This window comes from Citrobacter sp. KTE30, assembly GCF_000398825.1.
Taxonomy (GTDB): domain Bacteria; phylum Pseudomonadota; class Gammaproteobacteria; order Enterobacterales; family Enterobacteriaceae; genus Citrobacter; species Citrobacter freundii.
Window position 1 is genome coordinate 3,192,548 of sequence record NZ_KB976055.1, and the last position, 20,670, is coordinate 3,213,217.

The following is a 20,670-nucleotide window of genomic DNA, read 5'->3' on the forward strand; positions in this document are numbered from 1 at the left end:
TGGCGGCTAACGCCTTATCAGGCCTACTCAAGCTATACCATCACGCCCACTGGCGCATACGCTGATGCAGCGTCAACGACGGTTTCTCCGCAAACAGTTGCTGGTAGTCGGTAGCAAACTGCCCTAAATGCCAGAATCCCCACTGCATGGCGGCGTCTTTCACCGTCGCACTCTGCGACCACGGGCTTATCAACTCACGGCGCACGGCGTTCAGGCGAATACGTTTCAACCAGGCATTCGGGCCAATACCGAGGATGGCGTGAAAGGCATTTTGCAACGTCCGGCGGCTAACGTGCAGTTGATTGCATAAATCGAGCACGGTCAGCGGCTCTGACATATTTTCCAGCACATATTCTCGCGCACGCGACAGCAAGCGACGATAGCTCTGATGGCTGATGCTCTCCGCAGTCATAATCGGCTGCGCTTCTTCCAGCATAGTCCCCATCGCCAGCAGCAGGTTATCGCCCAACACTTTGCGTACCGCAGGTTGGCGAAGGTTTTCCGGGTTTTCGCTAAACGTCGCCAGCGCCTGCTGCACAAAGCCCCATAGCGCGGCTTTGTGTTGTTCTTTCACTTCCAGCGCCGACTGGTTGCGCAGCATATGCAACACCCTTTCCGGGTTATGCAGGAAGTTGGCCTGACGGGCAATGGCCTCTTCAGAAATGACGACCCCCAAAATGGTGTAGTCATCCGGCGTACTTAGTTCAAACTCCGTCCCGCCTGGGCGGGTGGCAATTTCAGCGTTACCCAAACACTGGGTACCAATAAATCCCTGCTCGCCGCGCGTGGCCGGAATGCCAAACCAAAATGAGTTTGGCCAGACAAGGCATGACTGACGCAGCGCCAGTCCGGTGTATTCACGGAACACCTGAATATCATCGAGCAGGATTTCCGTGAACTCGCCATGAAATTTTCCCGGATGCAGCTGGTCGTAGATCTGCTGCCAGGCTGTAATCGTCAGCGCGTGCTCATACACATCCGTTGTTCGCCGTTGATGAACGTTGTCCACTTCCACTTTCGGCGTCAATTTAACGTCTTCGGGTAATACTTCATGATAAAGATGGTGCAAGTTTGCAGTACGGTTCTTTTTCATGATCTTTTAAGCCGGAAGCTTCAACGAAGCCCCCGGCCCTCCGACAGGTTAATTTTTTAAGCGATAGCGACTACTGCGTTTACGCAACGCTCCGTCAGAAAAGAGCTGTTCCAGCGCATTTCTGGCTTCATCAAGTGACCAGCCAAAGTGGGCAGCCACTTCCCCTGCCGTCATTCCTTGACGGACCGATGTTAACAGCGCCAGCAATTCATCAGAGGATTCAGATGACACAGGTGCTTCCTGCGTCTTCTCTGGGGCCACATCTGACTTCACTTCAGGCTTCTGCTCTGGTTTCTTCGGTTCTGGTTTCTTCGGCTGGCGTTTAAAACCGCCGATCAGCCACTGGGTGTCATCGTCCGGCCGGCCTATTTCCTTACGGCTGATAACACGGCCTGTACGCGCTGCAGCTGCACTGCCAGCATCCAGCGCTGCTCGGCATGCCGCCAGATCGCCTTCCACCACCAGCGTCAGCCGACCAGGATCGAGCACTTCGTGGCTAAGCAGGCGCACATTCGCGGCTTTCAGCATGGCATCGGCCGCGTCCACGGCAGCCACCATGCCATCCACTTCCAGTAATCCCAGTGCATTGATCATCACTACCTCTCTTACGCGCGCTGGATTGGATTACGGGCAATATCCAGAACGGCATCGGCAAAGGCGTTACATGCGGCTTTACAAGCGGCCTGGCTACCGGTCAAAAACGCTGCTGAATAGTTGGTTTCTGACGGCGGTGGTACATAGGTTACCAGTTGTACATCGGCAGATTTCAGCGCGGCATCAATACCAAATGTCGCTTCCAGCGGCGGTGCTACCAGATACGCCATCGGATCGCCCAGTCGGCATCCCGCGGTCGCGGAAAGATACGAACCGGTACGCGAAACCACATGCGCCAGGAAGGCGGTATCTTCTGCGTCATTCGCCCACTGGAATGCCGCACCGCTTTCAATATTGGCCACCATCGCGTCCAGACCCGCGCGAACTTCGGCCGGGTTTGGTCCACCGAGCATAATCAGCACTTCGCCCGAGGTTGGAGAGGGACTGTGCGCCGCACCGGCATACAGCGAGCGGCCATAAACCACTTCCACCATCGCCTGTTTTGTCGCTTCATCTGCGGCAATATACGCCACGTCATCAGAGTCTGCTGTGATGAGTCCGAGGCTACGTATATGTGGCGGTAATTTAAGTTCGCGGGCAAAACCGTCATTTACCGAGGCAATCACACGCATCGCGGTGACTGAAGGTCTAATCAAATCTAATGCTGGCATGATGCCTCCTTAACGGGTCATATTGATGCCGGATGCTTTTTGCTCCAGCATGCGCTTGGCCAAATCCACAATCACCGCCGCCGCTTCAACCGGTGGCGTACCGCCCTGGTGAATGTTCGAGATGCAGGTACGGTCAGCCTCAACGGTGGTTGCCACACGCGGCGAATAGACGGCGTAGCAAGAAAGACTTTCCGACTGGCCAAGGCCCGGACGTTCACCAACCAGCAGGATCACCGCTTTTGCACCCAGCAGTTCGCCGATCTGATCTTCAATTTTCACGCGCCCATAGCGAACAAAGAACGGCGTCCCGACCTTCAATCCGGCCTGTTTTAAACCCGACAACAGCGGCGGCAGGATCTCTTCGTAGTTGGCGGTGATGGCGTCAGTAGACAGGCCATCAGAAATAATCACCTGCACATCCGGATTCATTACACACTGTGATTTCAGTGCTTCAATGGCTTCCGCACTCAGACGACGTCCCATGTCCGGGCGCGTCAGATACAGGTTTTTGTCGCTGATTTCCGAGCGCACTTCCAGTAGTCCCTGGGCTTTTACCCACTCTTCCGGCACTTCTTTCAATACCGTATCTTTCGAACGCGAGTGGTCAGCAAGGAAGCGCAGCAGCGCCTGGGTACGCGGACGTGGACCGGCACGACCGGTACATACACGCGCAGCGGTGCTACGGCGCAGTTCGGTCAATACCTCTGCACGATGCGGATTCTCAACGCCAATCCACGCTTTCGCTTCAGCTGAACCTAAGTCCATCGCACAGCTTTCACCGGTCGGCGCGGCGCACTGCGTAGTGCTACATTTCACTTCAGCTGATGGCGCTTGAACCTGCGGCTCTCCCATTGACGCCATTACGCTGCGTACAATTTCTTCAATCTGTTTTTGATCCATCGTGTGTCATCCCCGCGTCATCAGAAGAACAGTGACGGATCGCCCGCCCGTTTGGTCAGGCGACCGTTTGCCATAATGCCCATGGTTTCCAGCCAGCGTTCAAACTCCGGCGACGGGCGCAGGTTCAGCAACTGGCGCACGGTCGCGGTGTCGTGGAAGGCGGTGGTCTGGTAGTTGAGCATGATGTCGTCACCGAGCGGCATGCCCATGATGTAGTTGCAGCCAGCGGTGGCGAGCAGAATCATCAGGTTTTCGTTGAGGTTCTGGTCAGCATCAGCATGGTTGGTGTAACAGCAGTCGCAGCCCATTGAGATGCCGCTCAGTTTGCCCATGAAGTGATCTTCTAAGCCCGCGCGAATAATCTGACGGTCGTTGTAGAGATATTCCGGCCCGATAAAGCCCACCACGGTGTTCACCAGGAACGGATCGTAGTGACGCGCCAGCCCGTAGTTACGCGCTTCCATCGTCACCTGATCGGCACCAAAGTTAGCGCCAGCGGAGAGCGCTGACCCTTGCCCGGTTTCAAAGTACAGGCAGTTTTCCCCGGCGATACGGTTGAACTCAGCACCCACTGCACGCGCTTCATCCAGCATGGCCAGCTCAACGCCAAACTCTTTTAAGCCTTTTTCGCTACCGCAGATACTTTGGAAAATCAGCCCGCCCGGCGCACCGCGACGAATTGCTTCAATCTGGGTGGTGACGTGCGCCAGTACGCAGCCCTGGGTCGGAATATTGAACTTGTCGATAACGCCATACACGGTATCGAGCACGCGGCTTAAGTTTTCCACGTCATCTGTGACCGGGTTGACACCGATCACCGCATCGCCCGCTCCGAAGGACAGTCCTTCATAGATTTGCGCCGCAATACTCTGTACATCGTCACGGGTATCGTTCGGCTGCAAACGGCAGCTAAAGGTGCCCGGTAAACCGATGGTGGTGTTCGCCTTTTTGATCACCGGCATTTTCTTACCGCCGTAGATCAGGTCCGCGTTAGAGCAGATTTTTGCTACCGCAGCGACCACTTCCGACGTTAACCCTTTACGCGTAAACGCAATATCATCAACAGAGGTTTCATCGCTCAGCACGTACTCGCGCAGCTCGCTGATACTCCAGTTTTTGATGCGGTTATAGGCCGTTTCGTTGACGTCATCCTGAATCAGACGCGTCACGCAGTCCTCTTCATAGGAAATCACCGGGTTATTACGGATATCCGCTACCGTCATTTCCGACAGCACCTGCTTGGCCGCCACGCGTTCCTGCGAACTGGTTGCAGCGACACCTGCCAGCACATCCCCCGAACGCAGTTCGTTGGCTTTTGCCAGCACCTCTTTAACATCCTTAAACTGATAAACATTGCCGAACAATGTGGTCTTTAGTTTCATAAGTCGTTCCCTCAGGAAGGAAATGCGAGTGATTTCACCGTCACCGGCACAACCGATCCGCCAAAAAGAGGCGTACCAATGTCGATATAGTCCCCCGCCCGGACAACCACCTCATCGATGACCGCCAGCGGGTGTTGCTGTAACTGTGGGCGTAACAGCATGCCCAGGGCCTTACCAAAATCCTGCTCGGCTACCACCAGCAGGGGATGCGGATTCGGATAGCGCGCGACAAAGGCCAGCAGCGCATCAATCACCGTTAACAGCGCGGCGTAGCGCACCGGCAGAGAACCGGGCAGCGCCAGCACGTAGGCGTCCGTTTGTGGGTCCAGATCGAGCTGCATTAGCGCCTGTTGCCAGGCGGCCACCAGATCAGCCTCATCAACCGGAATCGCCACCGGCAGATTGCGCAGCGGAAGCGCCACACCTTCCAGCCAGATAGTGCTGCCCGAAAGCGACAGCGTATGCGCACCGGCGCCAATCACCGTGGCGCGCACGGTTTGCGCCGGGAACTGCACGTTCATCTCACGCAGGCGCGGATGTTCATGCAGCGCCGTCGCTAACAGCGGCCCAATGTCGGAAAAACAGAACGGATCGGCAGGTTGGTTGCGGTAGCACTCGCCCACCCCGCCGGACAACGTAATCACTTCCGGCTTCACGCCCGCCGGTAACAGAGTGGTTTGCATCAGCGCCTGTGCCAGCGGTGAAAGCGTGCCGTCAATCACCTCCACAATCAGCGCCGCCATCCGTCGGGCCACCTGAACAAGCTGCGCCGCATTGAGGGTTCGGGCATCAGTGCCTGGACCAAATACGTCATCCACAATCATTTGTCCCGGCTGATGCGCATGCACCACGCGCCCCTGACCGTCCGTTTCCAGTAACCGTCCGCCGACATTCAGACAGGCCGATCCGCTGACTTTTCCGGCATCGAACAGAACGTAGTTCGACGTACCGCCGCCGATGTCGATATTCAGTACGCGGCACAACTTCTGCTCGGACAGGGTTTGCGCCCCCGCACCGTGACCGGCAATCACTGATTCCAGATGCGGACCGGCGCTGGCAACCACGAAATCCCCCAGCGACTGGGAGAGCGCCATCACCGCCGGGCGCGCGTTGCGCGTTTTGGCACTTTCCCCGGTAATGATGATCGCGCCGGAATCGACGGTCTCTGGCGCAATCCCCGCCGCCTGATACTGGGCGAGGATCAGTGCTTTCAGTTCGGCCTCTTTCAACCCGCCCTGCTTATCAACGGGGGTAAAGAACACCGGGCTTTGCCAGCTAATTTCGCGTTTGATGAATTCGTAGCGCGGCACCTGCGACACTGCCGCACGGTTAACCAGCTCAAGGCGCGAGAAGATCACCTGAGTGGTGGTGGTGCCGATATCGATACCGACGCTGAGTAGCTGGCGAGTATTCACGATTGCGCCTCCGGATTGGTTTCTGCTGGTGCCGGAACATCTTCGTCTTTCGGTACTAACAGCATAGCCACGCCAATCGCCGTCACGCCGCCGATCAGCTTGCCGACAATCATCGGGAAGATCATGGCGTTCATGTTGGCAGCGGCGAAACCTAAGTGGTCACCCAGAGCGAAGGCCGCGGAAACCGCAAAGGCGCAGTTGATCACTTTGCCGCGGGTATCCATGTTTTTCATCATGCCGAACATTGGGATGTTGTTGGCAAGCGTTGCCACCATACCCGCAGCCGCAATGTTATTGACTTTTAACAGGTTGCCGACGCTCATCAGCGGTTTTTCAAACCAGCGGGTCAGCAGCAGCACCATCGGGTAGGCACCCAGCAGCACACAGGAGATAGAACCGATAACTTCGATGGCGCGCATCACTTCACCCGGCTTGTCGCCTGGCGCCATGAAAATAGGATCAAGACCTGGGATCAGCTCCCAGCCGAGCAGGAACTTGATGACTGCCGCAGCCAGACCGAGGGTGATCAGCGCTACCAGGAACTTGGCGAAGATCTGGAAGCCGTTGATCATTTTTTCCGGGATGAATTTCAGTCCCAGCGCCACCAGCACGGCTACGATCAGCACCGGGATCATGTTCATCAGGATCAACGCAAAGGTGAACTCCACCGGCTGACCGTTGATTTCCACGCCGGAGTACATCGCGACCAGACCACCCGCAATACAGCCAATCGGAATGGTGACAATACCGGCCAGCACGCCCAGCGCCAGATAACGACGGTCAGACGGTTCAATAATTCCCAGCGCAACCGGAATGGAGAACACCAGCGTCGGTCCCATCATCGCGCCGAGAATCAGCCCAGAGTACAACCACGCCGCCACGTCGCCGCCCGCCAGTTCTTTCGCCAGGAAGAAGCCGCCCATATCGCACGCCAGCAGCGTTCCGGCAAACATCGACGGGTTCGCGCCCAGCATTTCGTACAGCGGAATAATTACCGGCCCGAGCACATGCGCCAGTACCGGTGCCAGCGCGGTCATACCGACCATCGCCAGGCCCAGCGCGCCCATTGCCATAAAGCCTTCTTCAAACTGACCGCCCGATCCCTCAATGCTCTTACCGAACTTACCGAGGAAGCGCGCCGAACCGCCGAACTGCGACAGGATCCTGTCCACGGCGGCAATCAGCATAAAGAACATCATGATGTACATGATGATTTCGTTAATTCCCATAGCCCCTACTCCCTGTCATTTGTGATTTGTAGGCCGGATAAGACGTTTACGTCGCCTCCGGCATTAACGCCGTGTTATTGCCGGATGGCGGTGCAAGCACCTTATCCGGCCTACAGGCATTACCCGGCAGCCGCGTACAGGTCGATAATCTGTTCCTGCGTGGCGATGCGTGGGTTACTGCGAATACAAATATCCTCCAGCGCGGCGTGTGCCCATGCGCTGTAATGCTCGGGTTTTGCTCCAACGTCTGAGAGTCGTTTGGTCTGGCCCACTTCGCTAATCAACTCGCTGACCGCGTTGATAGCATCACGATCGTCCGATTTCTTGTTGGTTAACGCGCGTCCGATATGGCTGAAGCGCTCACGACACACCATGCGGTTGAACCCCATTACCGTAGGAAGCAGCATGGCGTTAGCCTGTCCGTGTGGGATATGCAACGTCGCTCCCGGCTGGTGCGCCATCGCATGGCACAGGCCCAGCCCTGCGCTGGAAAACGCCATCCCGGCCATACAGGAAGCCAGCAGCATGCTTTCGCGCGCCGCCAGATCCTGACCGTAGCCGACGGCCTTCGGCAGCGATTTACCTATCATCGCAATCGCGCCAATCGCCAGACTGTCGGTAAACGGCGTCGCGTTCAGCGCGCTATACGCTTCAACGGCGTGCGTCAGTGCATCAATCCCGGTCATTGCCGTTACATGTGCAGGCACGCCTTCCGTCAATGCAGCGTCCAGGATCGCCACATCCGGCATCAGGGTTGCGTGGGCCAGCACTTTTTTGAGTCCAGTCGCGGCGTCGATTATCACCGTGACGTTGGTGGTTTCTGAGCCCGTTCCGGCGGTAGTCGGTACGGCAATCAGCGGCAGACGTGGGCGTAACGCGCTGCGCTCGTCCATGCCTGCCAGCGTCTGAGTGGGGTTGGTCACCAGCAACGCCACTGCCTTGGCGGCATCCAGTACGGAGCCACCACCAAAGGCCACAACGCCATCGCACTTCGATTCACGCAATTGCGCGACCGCCGCGCAGACGTCTGTAATGCACGGTTCGCCCACCGGACATGGCCACAGCGTCATCGCCACGCCTTTCATCGCCAGACTGCGCTCCAGTGCGGCGGTCATCCCCGCCTGATGCAGGAAGCTGTCCACCATGACGAACATATGCGTCAATCCGCGCGTTTGTGCTTCCTGTCCGCAGGTACTGAGCGCTCCCAGCCCACAAAGGGTGACCGGTGGAACGCTAAACGTTTTTACGCGTTGCAGATTCAGGGTATCGAATGCCTGAAAGAGCGCGGTCTGCAATTCAGCTTGCATAGATTCCTTCCGCTTTTTCTTTTCCGCTGTTGGCAATCGCCAGCGGGGTCATAAACAGGCTGTGCTGGGGTAAATGCACCTGCAGTTCCGGGAAACGCTTACGGAACAGCTCATCAACGCCCGGCTGCATGCAGGAACCACCGGCCAGCCATAAATCGGTAACGCCCTGACCCGCAATATGATGAGCCACGATTTCCGCCATTTTTTCGTAGACAGGCTTCACCACCGGCCAGATTTCTTTGCCGTTGCTACGCTTGTACTGCTCGGCTTCTTCTAACTGGATACGACGGTTCCCGGCCAGCGTCAGAGAGATATGATGCCCACCGGTTGCTTCATCAGCGGAGTAGGTCACCTTGCCTTGTTTAACGATCGCAATCCCGGTAGTGCCACCACCAATATCCACCACGCCGGCGTTATCGAGCTGCAACAGATCCGCCACCGCTGTCGGTTCGTCGAGCACATGGCTCACTTCAAGCCCGGCAGACTCCAGCACGTTAATAGAGATGCGAGGGTCAGTTCCCGGTGGAAATGAGGTTGCCGCATGGGTAAAGCGGCAACCCAACTGTTGTTCGAGCGTATCGAGATGGCGACGAACGATGGTCACCGCACCAAAGAAATCCCAGACGATTCCATCGCGCACGACATCGGCCCAGTCCAGGCAAACCGCGACCGGCTGTCCGTCACTGTCCACAACCATCGACACCACATCACACGTTCCCAAATCAATGCCCAACCACAGCGGTGAATCGCTCTTAGTGGGCGTCTGGTTACATAGCGTTGCCGCTTTTAGCAGTCTGGGTGTCAACCAACGTTGTTCGTCGTGCGCCATCTCATTTACTCCTTATACAATTCTGAAGGCGTCTACCAACACACAGCGACGCAGACGCACAAACGTACGCGCACTGGTCACCCCTTCCCCGGTTGGTGTGGTAATGGTCATCGTGGTCCAGCCTTCACCGCCCAGTCCAAGACCGGCAATGCACGGTCCGTTCTTAACGAAGATGCTGGTATCAATGGCGTTTGCCATACGGTTCATGTTGTCGATATTGCGCGAGTGCATCGCCGCCGTATGGTGGCAACCGCCTTCAAGCTTGACCGCCAGTTCAATGGCTTCATCGACGTTAGCGACCCGCACGACTGGTAGAACCGGCATCATCAGTTCGGTGACGGCAAACGGATGCGTCGCGGAGGTTTCGACGAATAACAGACGGGTTTGCTCCGGTACGTTCAGACCAATCGCCGCAGCGATTTTGCCTGCGTCACGACCTACCCAGTCACGACTGACCGTGCCTTTACCGCGCTCATCGATATTTTTCAGCAGCACCGGCTGCAGCTGTTCGGCCTGGGCCGTGGTGAGTTTCACCGCATGCTGGCTTTCCATCAGACGCATCAGTTCATCAGCGACGCTATCGACCACGATCAGCACTTTTTCGTCAGCGCAGATGATGTTGTTGTCAAACGATGCGCCTTTGACTACCGACTGCGCCGCGCGTGCCAGGTCAGCCGTTTCATCAACCACCACCGGCGGATTACCTGCGCCAGCGGCAATCAAACGTTTGTTGGTGTGCTTACGCGCGGCATCTACTACGGCTTCACCACCGGTCACCACCAGCAGGCCGATACCAGGGTACTTGAACAGACGTTGGGCAGTCTCGATATCTGGGTTGGCAACCGTCACCAACAGGTTTGCCGGACCGCCTGCGGCAACTACCGCCTGGTTAAGCAGAGTGATAGCGCGCTGAGAGACTTTTTTCGCCGCCGGATGCGGTGCGAAAACCACGCTGTTACCAGCGGCAATCAGGCTGATGGCGTTGTTAATAACGGTCGCGGCCGGGTTGGTGGATGGAGTTACCGAGGCCACCACGCCCCACGGCGCGTTTTCAATCAGCGTCAGACCGTTATCGCCGGTCAGAACCTGTGGAGACAGGCATTCCACACCCGGCGTGCCGCGCGCCTGCGCCACGTTTTTGGCAAATTTATCTTCGACGCGTCCCATGCCGGTTTCAGTGACGGCAAGTTCCGCTAATTCTCTGGCGTGCTTTTCGCCCGCCTCACGTAGCGCCGTGATAGCCAGTTGGCGCATGGCGACGCTTTTCAGCCCCTGCTGGGCCAGTTTTGCTGCCGCCACTGCGTCATCCAGGGAGGCAAAAACGCCCATTTCTTGAACGGCACTGACGGGTTGGCTGCTGTCTTTCATTTTCAGCAGTACCGCTTTCACGACCTGTTCAATATCCTGTTGATTCATGATTTTCTGCCTTATTTATGGAAGATCACCTGACCACCTGCCACCACTTCATCGACAATGCCAATCACGCACAGATCGACAGGCGATGATTCATTCCGGTGCGCCTGACGGGCGGAGCTTCCGCTGACCAGCAGCACCCACTCTCCGGTTCCCGCCCCGATGCTGTCGATAGCAACAGCACATTGCCCGTCGGGATTTCCCTGGGCGTCAATCATTTCCACCATCAGCAACTTGTCGTGCGCGAGCCCCTGATGGCGTACGGTACAAACAATTTGTCCTGTAACGATTGCCAGTTTCATACGCGCCTCCGTGGCATATTTCAGGTAAAACCTCCCCCTACCCTCCGCAGAAGGTAATGTGAAAAGGAGAGAGGGTGACGCCAGCAATGAAGTCTGTGGCGTCACATGGACGACTTACATGTCGTTGCTGTCGCCTTTAAAGCTGATCGGGAACACTTCTTCCAGATCGCCGTGCGGACGCGGGATCACGTGCACTGAAACCAGCTCGCCAATACGCTGTGCTGCCGCAGCACCTGCGTCCGTTGCAGCTTTACATGCCGCTACGTCGCCACGGACCATGGCAGTGACCAGACCGCCACCGATCTGCTTCACGCCAACCAGTTTCACGCGTGCCGCTTTAACCATTGCGTCAGAAGCCTCAATCAGTGCAACCAGGCCCCGGGTTTCAATCATTCCTAATGCTTCCATTGTGTTTTCCTCTCATTAAGGGGTCCTGAACGGGACCTTATACAACCAGTGTGTGCGAGGCGTTTTCACGACTCATGTCAGTCTGGCGCGGCACTGCTGCCACCAACGCCAGTTCGATAATTTCCTGTACGCTACAGCCACGAGAGAGATCATGAAGCGGTGCGGCAAGCCCCTGAATCAATGGCCCTACTGCGCGATACCCTCCCAGACGCTGAGCGATTTTGTAGCCAATATTGCCTGCCTCCAGCGATGGGAAGACCATCACATTGGCATTGCCCTTTAACGGACTGGCGGGCGCTTTTTGCGCAGCAACATCCGGAACAAAGGCGGCATCAAATTGCAGTTCACCGTCCACGGTAAGCTGCGGGGCACGCTCACGAACGATCTCGGTCGCCTGCTGCACGTTAGCGACGTTAGGATGGCGAGCACTGCCATTACTTGAAAACGACAGCATGGCCACGCGCGGCTCTTCACCTGTGATCGCCTTCCAGGTTTCAGCGCTGGCGATGGCGATATCCGCCAGCTGTGCAGCGGTGGGCTGCGGCACAACGCTACAGTCTGCAAATCCTAATGACGGCCCGAGATACTGCGGCAGCATCAGGAAAATTGACGACAGCGTTTTGCAACCAGGCTGTAATCCAATAATGCGCAATCCTGCACGCAGCACGTTTGCCGTTGATGACAGGTTGCCCGCAATACACACATCGGCTTTACCGGCACTGACCATCGCGGCGGCAAACATCAGCGGATCGTTGAGCTTCTCCCGCGCATCCGGCGGCGTTTTTTCACCCGCACGCGCCAGCCAGCGCAGGGCAAACTCTTCACGCATCTGTACATTGCTTTGTGGATCAATAACCTGAATACCATCCATGGCTACGCGATGGCTGAGCGCAAACTGGCGTAGCGCAAACGGGCTGGCGACGAGAATGGGGCGTGCCAGACCGTGCTGATGCAGGTAATTCGCCGCCTTCAGCACCCGGACATCCAGCGCATCCGGGAACACTACTCGTGCAGGTGAGCGTTGGGCGAGTTGACGAGCACGTTCAATGATCATTGCTTCTCCCCCAGTCTCTGTTGAATTTGACTAACCGTCAGCGGATGCTTTGCAACACTCAGAATCATCATCACGTAGACCGTACTGGAAAGGCGGTTGAGCGCCTGCATAATGTCCGGTCGTATAACCTCAAAACTGCGAGTGATGAATACCTGTGCCGCCACCGTCTCCGTTTCACGGACTTTGGTACGCAGCAGATTAAGCAGCGCGCAATCACGTCCATGGCTGGCTTCAGGCACCAGATGGTCGTGGTCCAGATAGCGCAGCGGTTGATGCGAAAGACGGTGTAAATCTTCGTCACTTAAACCCACGACAGCTTGTGCTGCCAGCGGCTCATCCATGGCGTCTGCGCGCATAATATTGCCCAGGCGCGAGCGGATATCCGCCAGCCACGGCTGCCACGGTTCTGCCATCTCAATCTGCAACCACACGGCCAGGGCGATGGTGCTGTCCAGCGCGGCGCGAAATCCCAGCCGAGGGTCACTTTTGGCGACCATCTTGTCCGCCGTCAGATGCGTCAGGGTGTCCGGTTTCTTCGCCACCGGTTGATGGCACAGTTCGCAGCTGGCCTGTGGATGCGTATCACTGCTGGTTAACCCATGCACCGGCTGCGGCTGCTGTTCTTCGTCATCAATAAACAGGCTGCCCTGCTCGTCAATAAACTTAATGCGCAGATGTCGGCTTTCCAGTAATTCCCGGGCAGACGGCGTCAGGCGAGCGTCAGCGGGGAGATGAATTTCAGCCCCTTCGCTGAGCGTATGATTCGCTCTGAGCCATGCTTCGGTAATGAAATCCTTCATACATCCGCCTTAGCAGGACTGCCAGTTCGCAGGCCAGGCCACATACAGAAACTTCACCGTCGATGGCGTACCAAATTCGATGCTGGAGCCTTTCGGGATAAACATCACGTCCCCGGCTTTTGCAATCATGGTTTCGCCTTCGTGGCGAACATGCAGCTCTCCTTCCAGAATCATGTCGATTTCGTCGTAGTTCAGCGTCCATGGGAAAAAGGCGTTATCCCACTGCATAAACCCGGCGGCCATGCTGCTACCGTCCTGGTCGGTCACCAGATCGGTTAAGCCCACGCAGTGCGGCTGCGCGCCGTCAAAACGACCAAACTTCACGCTGCTGCCGTCAATGACTTTCACACCGCCTTTGCCGGTCACCGAGTTAAAGCTCGGCTGCATTCCGCCCTGCTCCAGCGACTGCTTTTCCTTCATGACTTTGTCCATCAGCTGCGCGACCAGGCTTTCGGTAAACTGCCCTTCCGGTAACTGCGCAATGATGGTTTCACGAATGCGCTGGCTTTCCGTTTTGCCATCAATCACCGCAGCCGGAGCAGCAGCGACGGCGCCTGGCGCGGATTCATCGCATTCACTGATGGTAACGCCCAGCAGCTCCGCCACTTCGCGCGCCTCCGGGGTGATGATGCTGGCGCGCAGAACAACCGACATTTCCTGTTCGCCGCGTGCGTGGGCCGCACGAATATCGTTAGCTGTGATGAGTTTTTTCACCTGCCCTTTCCTCCTTTTGGCTGAGCTCAGTCAGATAATCCACCAGGTGCTGCACACTGCGCGGGTCATGGCTATTGAGCTCAAAAATCGGCTCCTGAAACCCCATCCCGCGAAGTAGTTGTCGCGTTGCGGCGACGTCGGCATCCGGCATGTCCGTTTTACTGATAACGGCGATTTGTCGTTTACTGGCACCGATATCCAACAGCCCGGCAGGTAAGCGACTTTCTTTATCATTTGCCGCGTGTATATAAATCAACGTATCGACATCCTGCAGCGTGGTAATTAAGGCGTGGTACCAGCGCGGATGGCTAAAATATTCCCCTGGCGTATCGATATCGCCATTTTCATTAAACTCCACGGCCTGTGTTTTTCTGGCGAGGGAATAATTCCCCTGTAGCGCATTAAAGAGCGTTGTTTTCCCCGCCCCCACCGTACCGACAAACGCAATACGTTTCATCGCCGCCTCTGATTAACTTTTTGTTAGGTTGCACAAAGTGAAATTTAATAATCGACCCAGACCGCTTACCGTCTGTAATAACGCTTCTTCTACTGCGCCTACCGAGCCGTAGATCACCAGTGCGCCGCTGAATCTATCGAGAAAACCGATATGTACATCCGCCGCCTTCATGGCTAAGTCACCGGCAATCATCGCGGTTTCGCCTGGCGTCAGCGTCATGATGCCGATAGCGCCCGCTTCGGGAACACCGATCTTTTTCGCTAATTCCTCGCCGGGGTGCGCAATGAGATGCGCCAGCGTGACCTGTTTCCCCGGCACAAATTCCTGAATAATGCGTTCTTTTTCCATTGCTCACCGCCTCCGCTAAAACTGCCCTTATCGTGGCAATTTTTTGTCAGAGTAAATAACAAAATTCGGCAACCAGGTTTAAAAGGTGAAGTAGATCACTAAGAAAGGGAAAATAAAAAGGCGCGAGAGAAACCCGCGCCGAAAATTAATTAAAGTGAAATTACAGCGGCTGCGTTTGGGCTTCTACAACCGCCAGCGCCACCATATTAACGATACGACGAACAGAGGCGATCGGCGTTAATACATGAACAGGTTTCGCAACCCCCATCAGCACCGGGCCAACCGTTACGCCTTCAGAACTGGAAACGCGTAGTAAGTTGTAACTAATACGGGCCGCTTCCATATTCGGCATCACCAGAATATTCGCTGAGCCTTTCAACGGACTGTCCGGCATGCGGTCATTACGGATACTTTCCACCAGCGCGGCGTCGCCGTGCATTTCGCCGTCAATCATCAACTCTGGCGCGCGCGCCTTAATCAGCTCCAGCGCTTCGCGCATTTTGCTGGCCGACGGGCAGTCAGAGGAACCAAAGTTGGAGTGCGACAGCAACGCCACCTTCGGTTCAATACCAAAGCGACGCACAGTCTCTGCCGCCATCACAGCGATTTCCGCCAGTTGCTCAGGCGTAGGATCGTCGTTGACGTAAGTATCGGCGATAAAAGTGTTACCACTTGGCAGCAGCAAGGCGTTCATCGCCCCGGCAGTATGCACGCCGTCACGATGACCAAACACCTCTTTCACCACGCTGAAGTGCTCATGGTAGTCGCCAATCGTACCGCAGATCATCGCATCCGCTTCGCCACGCTGCACCATGATTGCACCGATCACCGTAGTGTTGGCAATCACCGCACGCTGCGCCTGCTCCTGGGTGATCCCACGGCGCTTCATAATCTGGTAGTACTCGCTCCAGTACTCTTTAAAGCGTGGATCGGATTCGTTGTTGACGATCTCAAAATCGACGCCCGCTTTGATCTGCAGCCCCAGTTTCTGGATACGCATTTCAATAACGCTCGGACGACCGATCAGGATTGGTTTTGCCAGCCCTAAAGTAATCAGCTCCTGAGTAGCATGCAGTACGCGCGCTTCTTCCCCTTCCGTCAGCACCACACGCTTCGGCGCTTTGCGTGCCAGGGAGAAAATTGGCTTCATGAACAGGTTGGTTTTGTAGACGAATTCAGTCAGCTTATCGATGTAAGCGTCAAAGTCGGCAATCGGACGCGTTGCCACACCAGAGTCCATCGCTGCTTTCGCCACAGCAGGGGCGATTTTGACGATCAGACGCGGGTCGAACGGTTTCGGAATGATGTATTCCGGGCCGAAGCTCAGGTCCTGATCGCCATAAGCAGAGGCCACCACTTCACTCTGCTCGGCATGCGCCAGCTCAGCAATGGCGTGCACCGCCGCCAGTTTCATCTCTTCGTTGATGGCCGTTGCACCGACATCCAGCGCACCGCGGAAGATGAACGGGAAGCACAGGACGTTGTTAACCTGGTTCGGGTAGTCTGAACGACCAGTACAAATGATTGCGTCGGAACGCACCTCTTTTGCCAACGGCGGCAGGATTTCCGGTTCCGGGTTAGCGAGTGCCAGAATCATTGGCGCACGCGCCATCTTCTTAACCATTTCCTGCGTCAGCACTTTCGGACCGGAGCAACCGAGGAAAATATCTGCGCCGTCAATGACATCATCCAGCGTACGCTTACCGTCATCCACCACCGCATAAGCCGCTTTGGTTTCCGCCATGTTCGGTTCGCGGTCTTTGTAAATCACGCCTTTGGAGTCACAGACCACAATATTGTGTTTCTGCATACCCAGCGCTACCAGCAGGTTCATACAGGCAATCGCCGCCGCGCCTGCGCCAGACACCACCATGCGCACGTCGGAGATATTTTTCTCAACCACCCGCAGACCGTTCAGAATTGCGGCAGTACTGATGATTGCTGTACCGTGCTGGTCATCGTGGAAGACCGGAATATTCATGCGTTCGCGCAGCTTTTGCTCAATGTAGAAGCACTCCGGCGCTTTGATATCTTCGAGGTTGATACCGCCAAACGTGGGTTCCAGGGCCGCAACCACATTGATAAATTTATCCGGATCGAGTTCATCGACTTCAATGTCGAACACGTCGATCCCGGCGAATTTCTTAAACAGAACGCCTTTACCTTCCATCACCGGTTTGCCGGCCAGTGCGCCAATGTTGCCAAGACCCAGCACCGCCGTACCGTTAGAGATAACCGCAACCAGGTTGCCGCGCGCGGTGTATTTGTAGGCTGCCAGCGGGTCCTTTTCAATTTCAAGACACGGTGCAGCCACGCCCGGCGAGTAGGCCAGCGCCAGGTCGCGCTGCGTTGCCAGAGGCTTGGTCGGAGAAACCTGGATTTTACCGGGTACCGGAAATTCGTGGAAATCGAGGGCGCTTTGTTTTAACTGGTCATCCATCTTGTTGTTCCTTTCACGTATCTATCAAAAAAGTGGCGCGGGTAACCATTCTACTGAGCCGCACATTATCACCTCAGTCAACGGCACAAACTTTGAAGGTCCCCAAACTCTCACCATTCAAAGAAAGAATTTGTTATCAATTTATAACAGCCATGTTACCTGCTTAATCCAGCAATACCATGCTTGTCTGCTATGCTTTTTGCTGACAACGCCCGCAATTTTCCCAAAAGTGTGAATCACAACACGCATCTAACACTTTACTTTTCAAGGAGTATTTCCTATGACCCGTAAAGAGCTTGCCAATGCCATTCGTGCGCTGAGTATGGATGCCGTCCAAAAAGCTAACTCCGGCCACCCAGGAGCACCAATGGGGATGGCCGATATCGCCGAAGTGCTGTGGAACGATTTTCTACGCCATAACCCGACCGATCCCACCTGGTACGATCGTGACCGGTTTATTCTGTCCAACGGCCACGCCTCAATGCTGCTTTACAGCCTATTGCATCTTTCCGGTTACGACCTGCCGATCGAAGAATTAAAGAACTTCCGTCAGCTCCATTCAAAGACGCCAGGTCACCCGGAAATTGGCTACACGCCGGGCGTGGAAACCACCACCGGACCGCTGGGCCAGGGTTTAGCCAACGCCGTCGGCATGGCCATTGCCGAGCGCACGCTGGCAGCGCAGTTTAACCAGCCGGACCATGAGATTGTTAACCACTTTACCTGGGTCTTTATGGGCGACGGCTGTCTGATGGAGGGTATTTCACACGAGGCTTGTTCGCTGGCGGGCACGCTGGGGCTTGGCAAACTCATCGGCTTCTACGATCACAACGGCATCTCAATTGATGGCGAAACCGAAGGCTGGTTTACCGACGATACTGCAAAACGCTTTGAGGCTTACCACTGGCATGTAGTGCACGACATTGACGGTCATGACCCTGAGGCGGTGAAAAAAGCCATTCAGGAAGCGCAGGCTGTTACCGATAAACCGTCGCTGATTATCTGTCGCACGGTGATTGGTTTTGGCTCACCGAATAAAGCCGGGAAAGAGGAAGCGCACGGCGCTGCGCTGGGCGAAGAAGAGGTGGCGCTGACCCGGCAGAAACTGGGGTGGCATCATCCTGCTTTTGAAATCCCCAAAGAGATTTACCGGGCCTGGGACGCACGCGAGAAAGGCGAAAAAGCGCAACAGGGCTGGAAGGAAAAATTCGCAGCTTACGAACAAGCCTACCCGGAACTGGCGGCAGAGTTTACTCGCCGGATGAGCGGCGGACTGCCTAAGGAGTGGGAAGCAACAACCCAGAAATATATTACCGACCTGCAAGCCAACCCAGCCAAAATAGCCACCCGTAAAGCTTCGCAAAATACCCTGAACGCCTATGGGCCGATACTGCCAGAACTGCTCGGCGGCTCGGCGGATCTGGCACCCAGCAACCTGACCATCTGGAAAGGCTCCTCCTCTCTTAAAGAGGATCATGCAGGAAACTACATCCACTACGGCGTGCGGGAATTTGGCATGACCGCCATTGCCAATGGTATCGCGCACCACGGGGGCTTCGTACCTTACACTGCCACGTTCCTGATGTTTGTTGAATATGCTCGTAATGCCGCGCGCATGGCGGCGCTGATGAAAGCCCGACAAATCATGGTTTATACCCACGACTCGATTGGCCTGGGGGAAGATGGTCCCACGCACCAGGCCGTCGAACAACTCGCCAGCCTGCGCCTGACGCCTAATTTCAGTACCTGGCGACCATGCGATCAGGTTGAGGCGGCAGTAGGCTGGAAGCTGGCGGTCGAACGCCATGACGGGCCAACGGCGCTGATCCTCTCGCGGCAGAATCTGGCGCAGGTTGAGCGCACACCTGAGCAGGTGCAGCAAATTGCCCGCGGCGGCTATGTGCTGAAGGACGGCGGCGGTAAGCCGGATGTTATCCTGATTGCTACCGGTTCAGAAATGGAAATCACACTGCTGGCAGCGGAAAAACTGACCGGCGAAGGCCGTAACGTACGGGTAGTTTCTCTGCCTTCAACCGATATCTTCGACGCCCAGGATGAGACGTACCGGGAGTCGGTCCTGCCGGCAAACGTCAGCGCGCGCGTGGCGGTAGAAGCCGGTATTGCCGACTACTGGTACAAATATGTTGGGCTGAAAGGGGCGATTGTTGGGATGACGGGCTATGGGGAGTCGGCGCCGGCAGACAAGCTGTTCCCGTTCTTCGGCTTTACGGTAGATAACATCGTCGACAAAGCACACAAGGTGCTTAACGTGTGATCCACAGTGTGGGCCAGGCGTCTGGCCCATGCCAGTTATCACAACTTGGCTCCTGGGCATAGCGCACCAGGCGAAAACGCTGACCATCGTAGCGCCAGCGGGTCTGGATACCGCAATCTGCCAACCCTCGTCCTTTAGCGAGGGTAACCAGCTCCCGCGACTTTTCGTCAAACGTAGCGTTGGTCAGCTCCATATCGCGACTTTCCGCATCCGTTTTAAAAGGCAGGCTTAACCGTACCGCGCGTGAAATCAGCGGGGTTGTACGTGAAACCACCCACGCCAGATCGATAGTGTTATACGCTCCGGCCTCACAGCCAATCATCAGCAGCGCTTTATCATCCGTTAGGGCCGTGACGCGCATCTCGCGACGCAGCGGATCGATAGAGCAACGAATACCGTTGATTCGCCAGTTACCATAGTCCAGCAGTTCACTGCGCTCTTGCTGTGTGAGAGGCGTTGGTGTTGGGTTAATGACCGCTACGCCTTTCAGCGCGGGGGCAGGAGGTACACTGAGCGGAGGCTCGTCACCTTTTTCGATCCATGCGGTTTCGCTGCCAACCCGTTTTTGCTGGGCATCGATAAACAACAATGCGGCTTTTAGCCCGACCAGCGAAAGATTTTGCGCACCTTTTTGCAGGGTAATCGCCTTCGCGTCCTGTACGGTTTGTAAAAATGCGCTAATGGTGGCGGGATCATCGGTCATCAGTTGCCATGGGGTAACACGCCAGTGCTCGCCGCTCAGCGAGAGCGGCACACCATCCAACAACAGACGCGGCGCAATATCGCTCTCTTTGACGTTGGACGATTCCAGCCCGCCCAGCTCAATACGCAACACGGCGTCAGTATGTGCCCCGGCGCTGCGGCTCAAGGTCATGACCAGGCCGTGGTGCTCTCCGGTATTGCGCGCCACACAAAAATTTTGGTTATTACACGTCACCTGCCAGTCAGAAAACGCCTGTTGCGCGGGCGCAGCCCAGAGCAATCGGGCTGGTAGCAACCCAAGCAGGAAAAGGAGAATAACGCGATAGCGCATGGACGG

General features: G+C 56.1%; 20 protein-coding genes. 1 reads left to right on the forward strand and 19 read right to left on the reverse strand.

Annotated elements, in window-relative coordinates; genetic code table 11:
• Positions 1-40 precede the first annotated feature (40 nt).
• The 18 genes from eutR to maeB all read right to left on the reverse strand — a co-directional run bounded on the left by eutR (position 41) and on the right by maeB (position 17,356).
• Positions 41-1,093: an HTH-type transcriptional regulator EutR gene (gene eutR / locus WC1_RS07795; RefSeq protein WP_003038041.1), complete on the reverse strand. Its 1,053-nt coding sequence runs from the start codon at positions 1,091-1,093 to the stop codon at positions 41-43.
• A 48-nt stretch (positions 1,094-1,141) separates the two neighbouring features.
• Entirely contained in the window at positions 1,142-1,687 is a 546-nt protein-coding gene (locus tag WC1_RS07790; protein WP_003838538.1) for an ethanolamine utilization microcompartment protein EutK, read from the reverse strand.
• An 11-nt stretch (positions 1,688-1,698) separates the two neighbouring features.
• On the reverse strand, positions 1,699-2,358 hold the full coding sequence (gene eutL / locus WC1_RS07785) for an ethanolamine utilization microcompartment protein EutL (protein WP_003838537.1): 660 nt from the start codon (positions 2,356-2,358) through the stop codon (positions 1,699-1,701).
• Between the two features lie 9 nt (positions 2,359-2,367).
• Positions 2,368-3,258: an ethanolamine ammonia-lyase subunit EutC gene (eutC, locus tag WC1_RS07780; protein WP_003038033.1), complete on the reverse strand. Its 891-nt coding sequence runs from the start codon at positions 3,256-3,258 to the stop codon at positions 2,368-2,370.
• Positions 3,259-3,278: 20 nt separating this feature from the next.
• A complete protein-coding gene (eutB, locus tag WC1_RS07775; protein ID WP_003038029.1) occupies positions 3,279-4,640 on the reverse strand; it encodes an ethanolamine ammonia-lyase subunit alpha in 1,362 nt (453 codons plus the stop codon).
• Between the two features lie 11 nt (positions 4,641-4,651).
• A complete protein-coding gene (gene eutA / locus WC1_RS07770; RefSeq protein ID WP_016150737.1) occupies positions 4,652-6,055 on the reverse strand; it encodes an ethanolamine ammonia-lyase reactivating factor EutA in 1,404 nt (467 codons plus the stop codon).
• Complete coding sequence (gene eutH, locus WC1_RS07765; protein WP_003038023.1) at positions 6,052-7,284, reverse strand: ethanolamine utilization protein EutH; 1,233 nt, start codon at positions 7,282-7,284, stop codon at positions 6,052-6,054. The genes eutA and eutH overlap by 4 nt, the downstream gene beginning before the upstream one ends.
• Before the next feature lie 119 nt (positions 7,285-7,403).
• The gene (gene eutG / locus WC1_RS07760) at positions 7,404-8,591 is read right to left on the reverse strand and encodes an ethanolamine utilization ethanol dehydrogenase EutG (protein ID WP_016150738.1); all 1,188 of its coding nucleotides are present in this window, start codon (positions 8,589-8,591) and stop codon (positions 7,404-7,406) included.
• Positions 8,581-9,420, reverse strand: a complete 840-nt coding sequence (gene eutJ, locus WC1_RS07755; protein ID WP_003838530.1) for an ethanolamine utilization protein EutJ — start codon at positions 9,418-9,420, stop codon at positions 8,581-8,583. The genes eutG and eutJ overlap by 11 nt, the downstream gene beginning before the upstream one ends.
• Before the next feature lie 12 nt (positions 9,421-9,432).
• Positions 9,433-10,836, reverse strand: a complete 1,404-nt coding sequence (locus WC1_RS07750; RefSeq protein WP_003038014.1) for an aldehyde dehydrogenase family protein — start codon at positions 10,834-10,836, stop codon at positions 9,433-9,435.
• 11 nt (positions 10,837-10,847) lie between these two features.
• Positions 10,848-11,135: an ethanolamine utilization microcompartment protein EutN gene (eutN, locus tag WC1_RS07745; protein WP_003038011.1), complete on the reverse strand. Its 288-nt coding sequence runs from the start codon at positions 11,133-11,135 to the stop codon at positions 10,848-10,850.
• A 114-nt stretch (positions 11,136-11,249) separates the two neighbouring features.
• Positions 11,250-11,543, reverse strand: coding sequence for an ethanolamine utilization microcompartment protein EutM (gene eutM, locus WC1_RS07740; protein ID WP_003835054.1), 294 nt, complete (start codon positions 11,541-11,543; stop codon positions 11,250-11,252).
• Between the two features lie 37 nt (positions 11,544-11,580).
• Positions 11,581-12,597 carry a phosphate acetyltransferase gene (gene pta / locus WC1_RS07735; RefSeq protein ID WP_016150739.1) on the reverse strand — a complete coding sequence of 339 codons (1,017 nt, stop codon included), beginning with the start codon at positions 12,595-12,597 and terminating at the stop codon, positions 11,581-11,583.
• Positions 12,594-13,397 (reverse strand): ethanolamine utilization cob(I)yrinic acid a,c-diamide adenosyltransferase EutT, encoded by an 804-nt coding sequence (gene eutT / locus WC1_RS07730; RefSeq protein WP_003838524.1) that lies wholly within the window; start codon positions 13,395-13,397, stop codon positions 12,594-12,596. Before eutT ends, pta begins: the two co-directional genes overlap by 4 nt.
• Before the next feature lie 9 nt (positions 13,398-13,406).
• Positions 13,407-14,111, reverse strand: coding sequence for an ethanolamine utilization acetate kinase EutQ (eutQ, locus tag WC1_RS07725; RefSeq protein ID WP_003038001.1), 705 nt, complete (start codon positions 14,109-14,111; stop codon positions 13,407-13,409).
• Complete coding sequence (gene eutP, locus WC1_RS07720) at positions 14,089-14,568, reverse strand: ethanolamine utilization acetate kinase EutP (protein ID WP_003037998.1); 480 nt, start codon at positions 14,566-14,568, stop codon at positions 14,089-14,091. Before eutP ends, eutQ begins: the two co-directional genes overlap by 23 nt.
• A gap of 12 nt (positions 14,569-14,580) precedes the next feature.
• A complete protein-coding gene (gene eutS / locus WC1_RS07715) occupies positions 14,581-14,916 on the reverse strand; it encodes an ethanolamine utilization microcompartment protein EutS (RefSeq protein WP_003037995.1) in 336 nt (111 codons plus the stop codon).
• A gap of 160 nt (positions 14,917-15,076) precedes the next feature.
• Positions 15,077-17,356, reverse strand: a complete 2,280-nt coding sequence (maeB, locus tag WC1_RS07710) for an NADP-dependent oxaloacetate-decarboxylating malate dehydrogenase (RefSeq protein ID WP_003838520.1) — start codon at positions 17,354-17,356, stop codon at positions 15,077-15,079.
• A gap of 280 nt (positions 17,357-17,636) precedes the next feature.
• On the opposite strand from maeB, the gene tkt reads away from it, so the two are divergent.
• Positions 17,637-19,631: a transketolase gene (tkt, locus tag WC1_RS07705; RefSeq protein WP_016150740.1), complete on the forward strand. Its 1,995-nt coding sequence runs from the start codon at positions 17,637-17,639 to the stop codon at positions 19,629-19,631.
• Here the strand turns inward: tkt and WC1_RS07700 are convergent.
• The gene (locus tag WC1_RS07700; RefSeq protein WP_016150741.1) at positions 19,621-20,664 is read right to left on the reverse strand and encodes a DUF1176 domain-containing protein; all 1,044 of its coding nucleotides are present in this window, start codon (positions 20,662-20,664) and stop codon (positions 19,621-19,623) included. The genes tkt and WC1_RS07700 overlap by 11 nt on opposite strands.
• Positions 20,665-20,670: the final 6 nt, after the last annotated feature.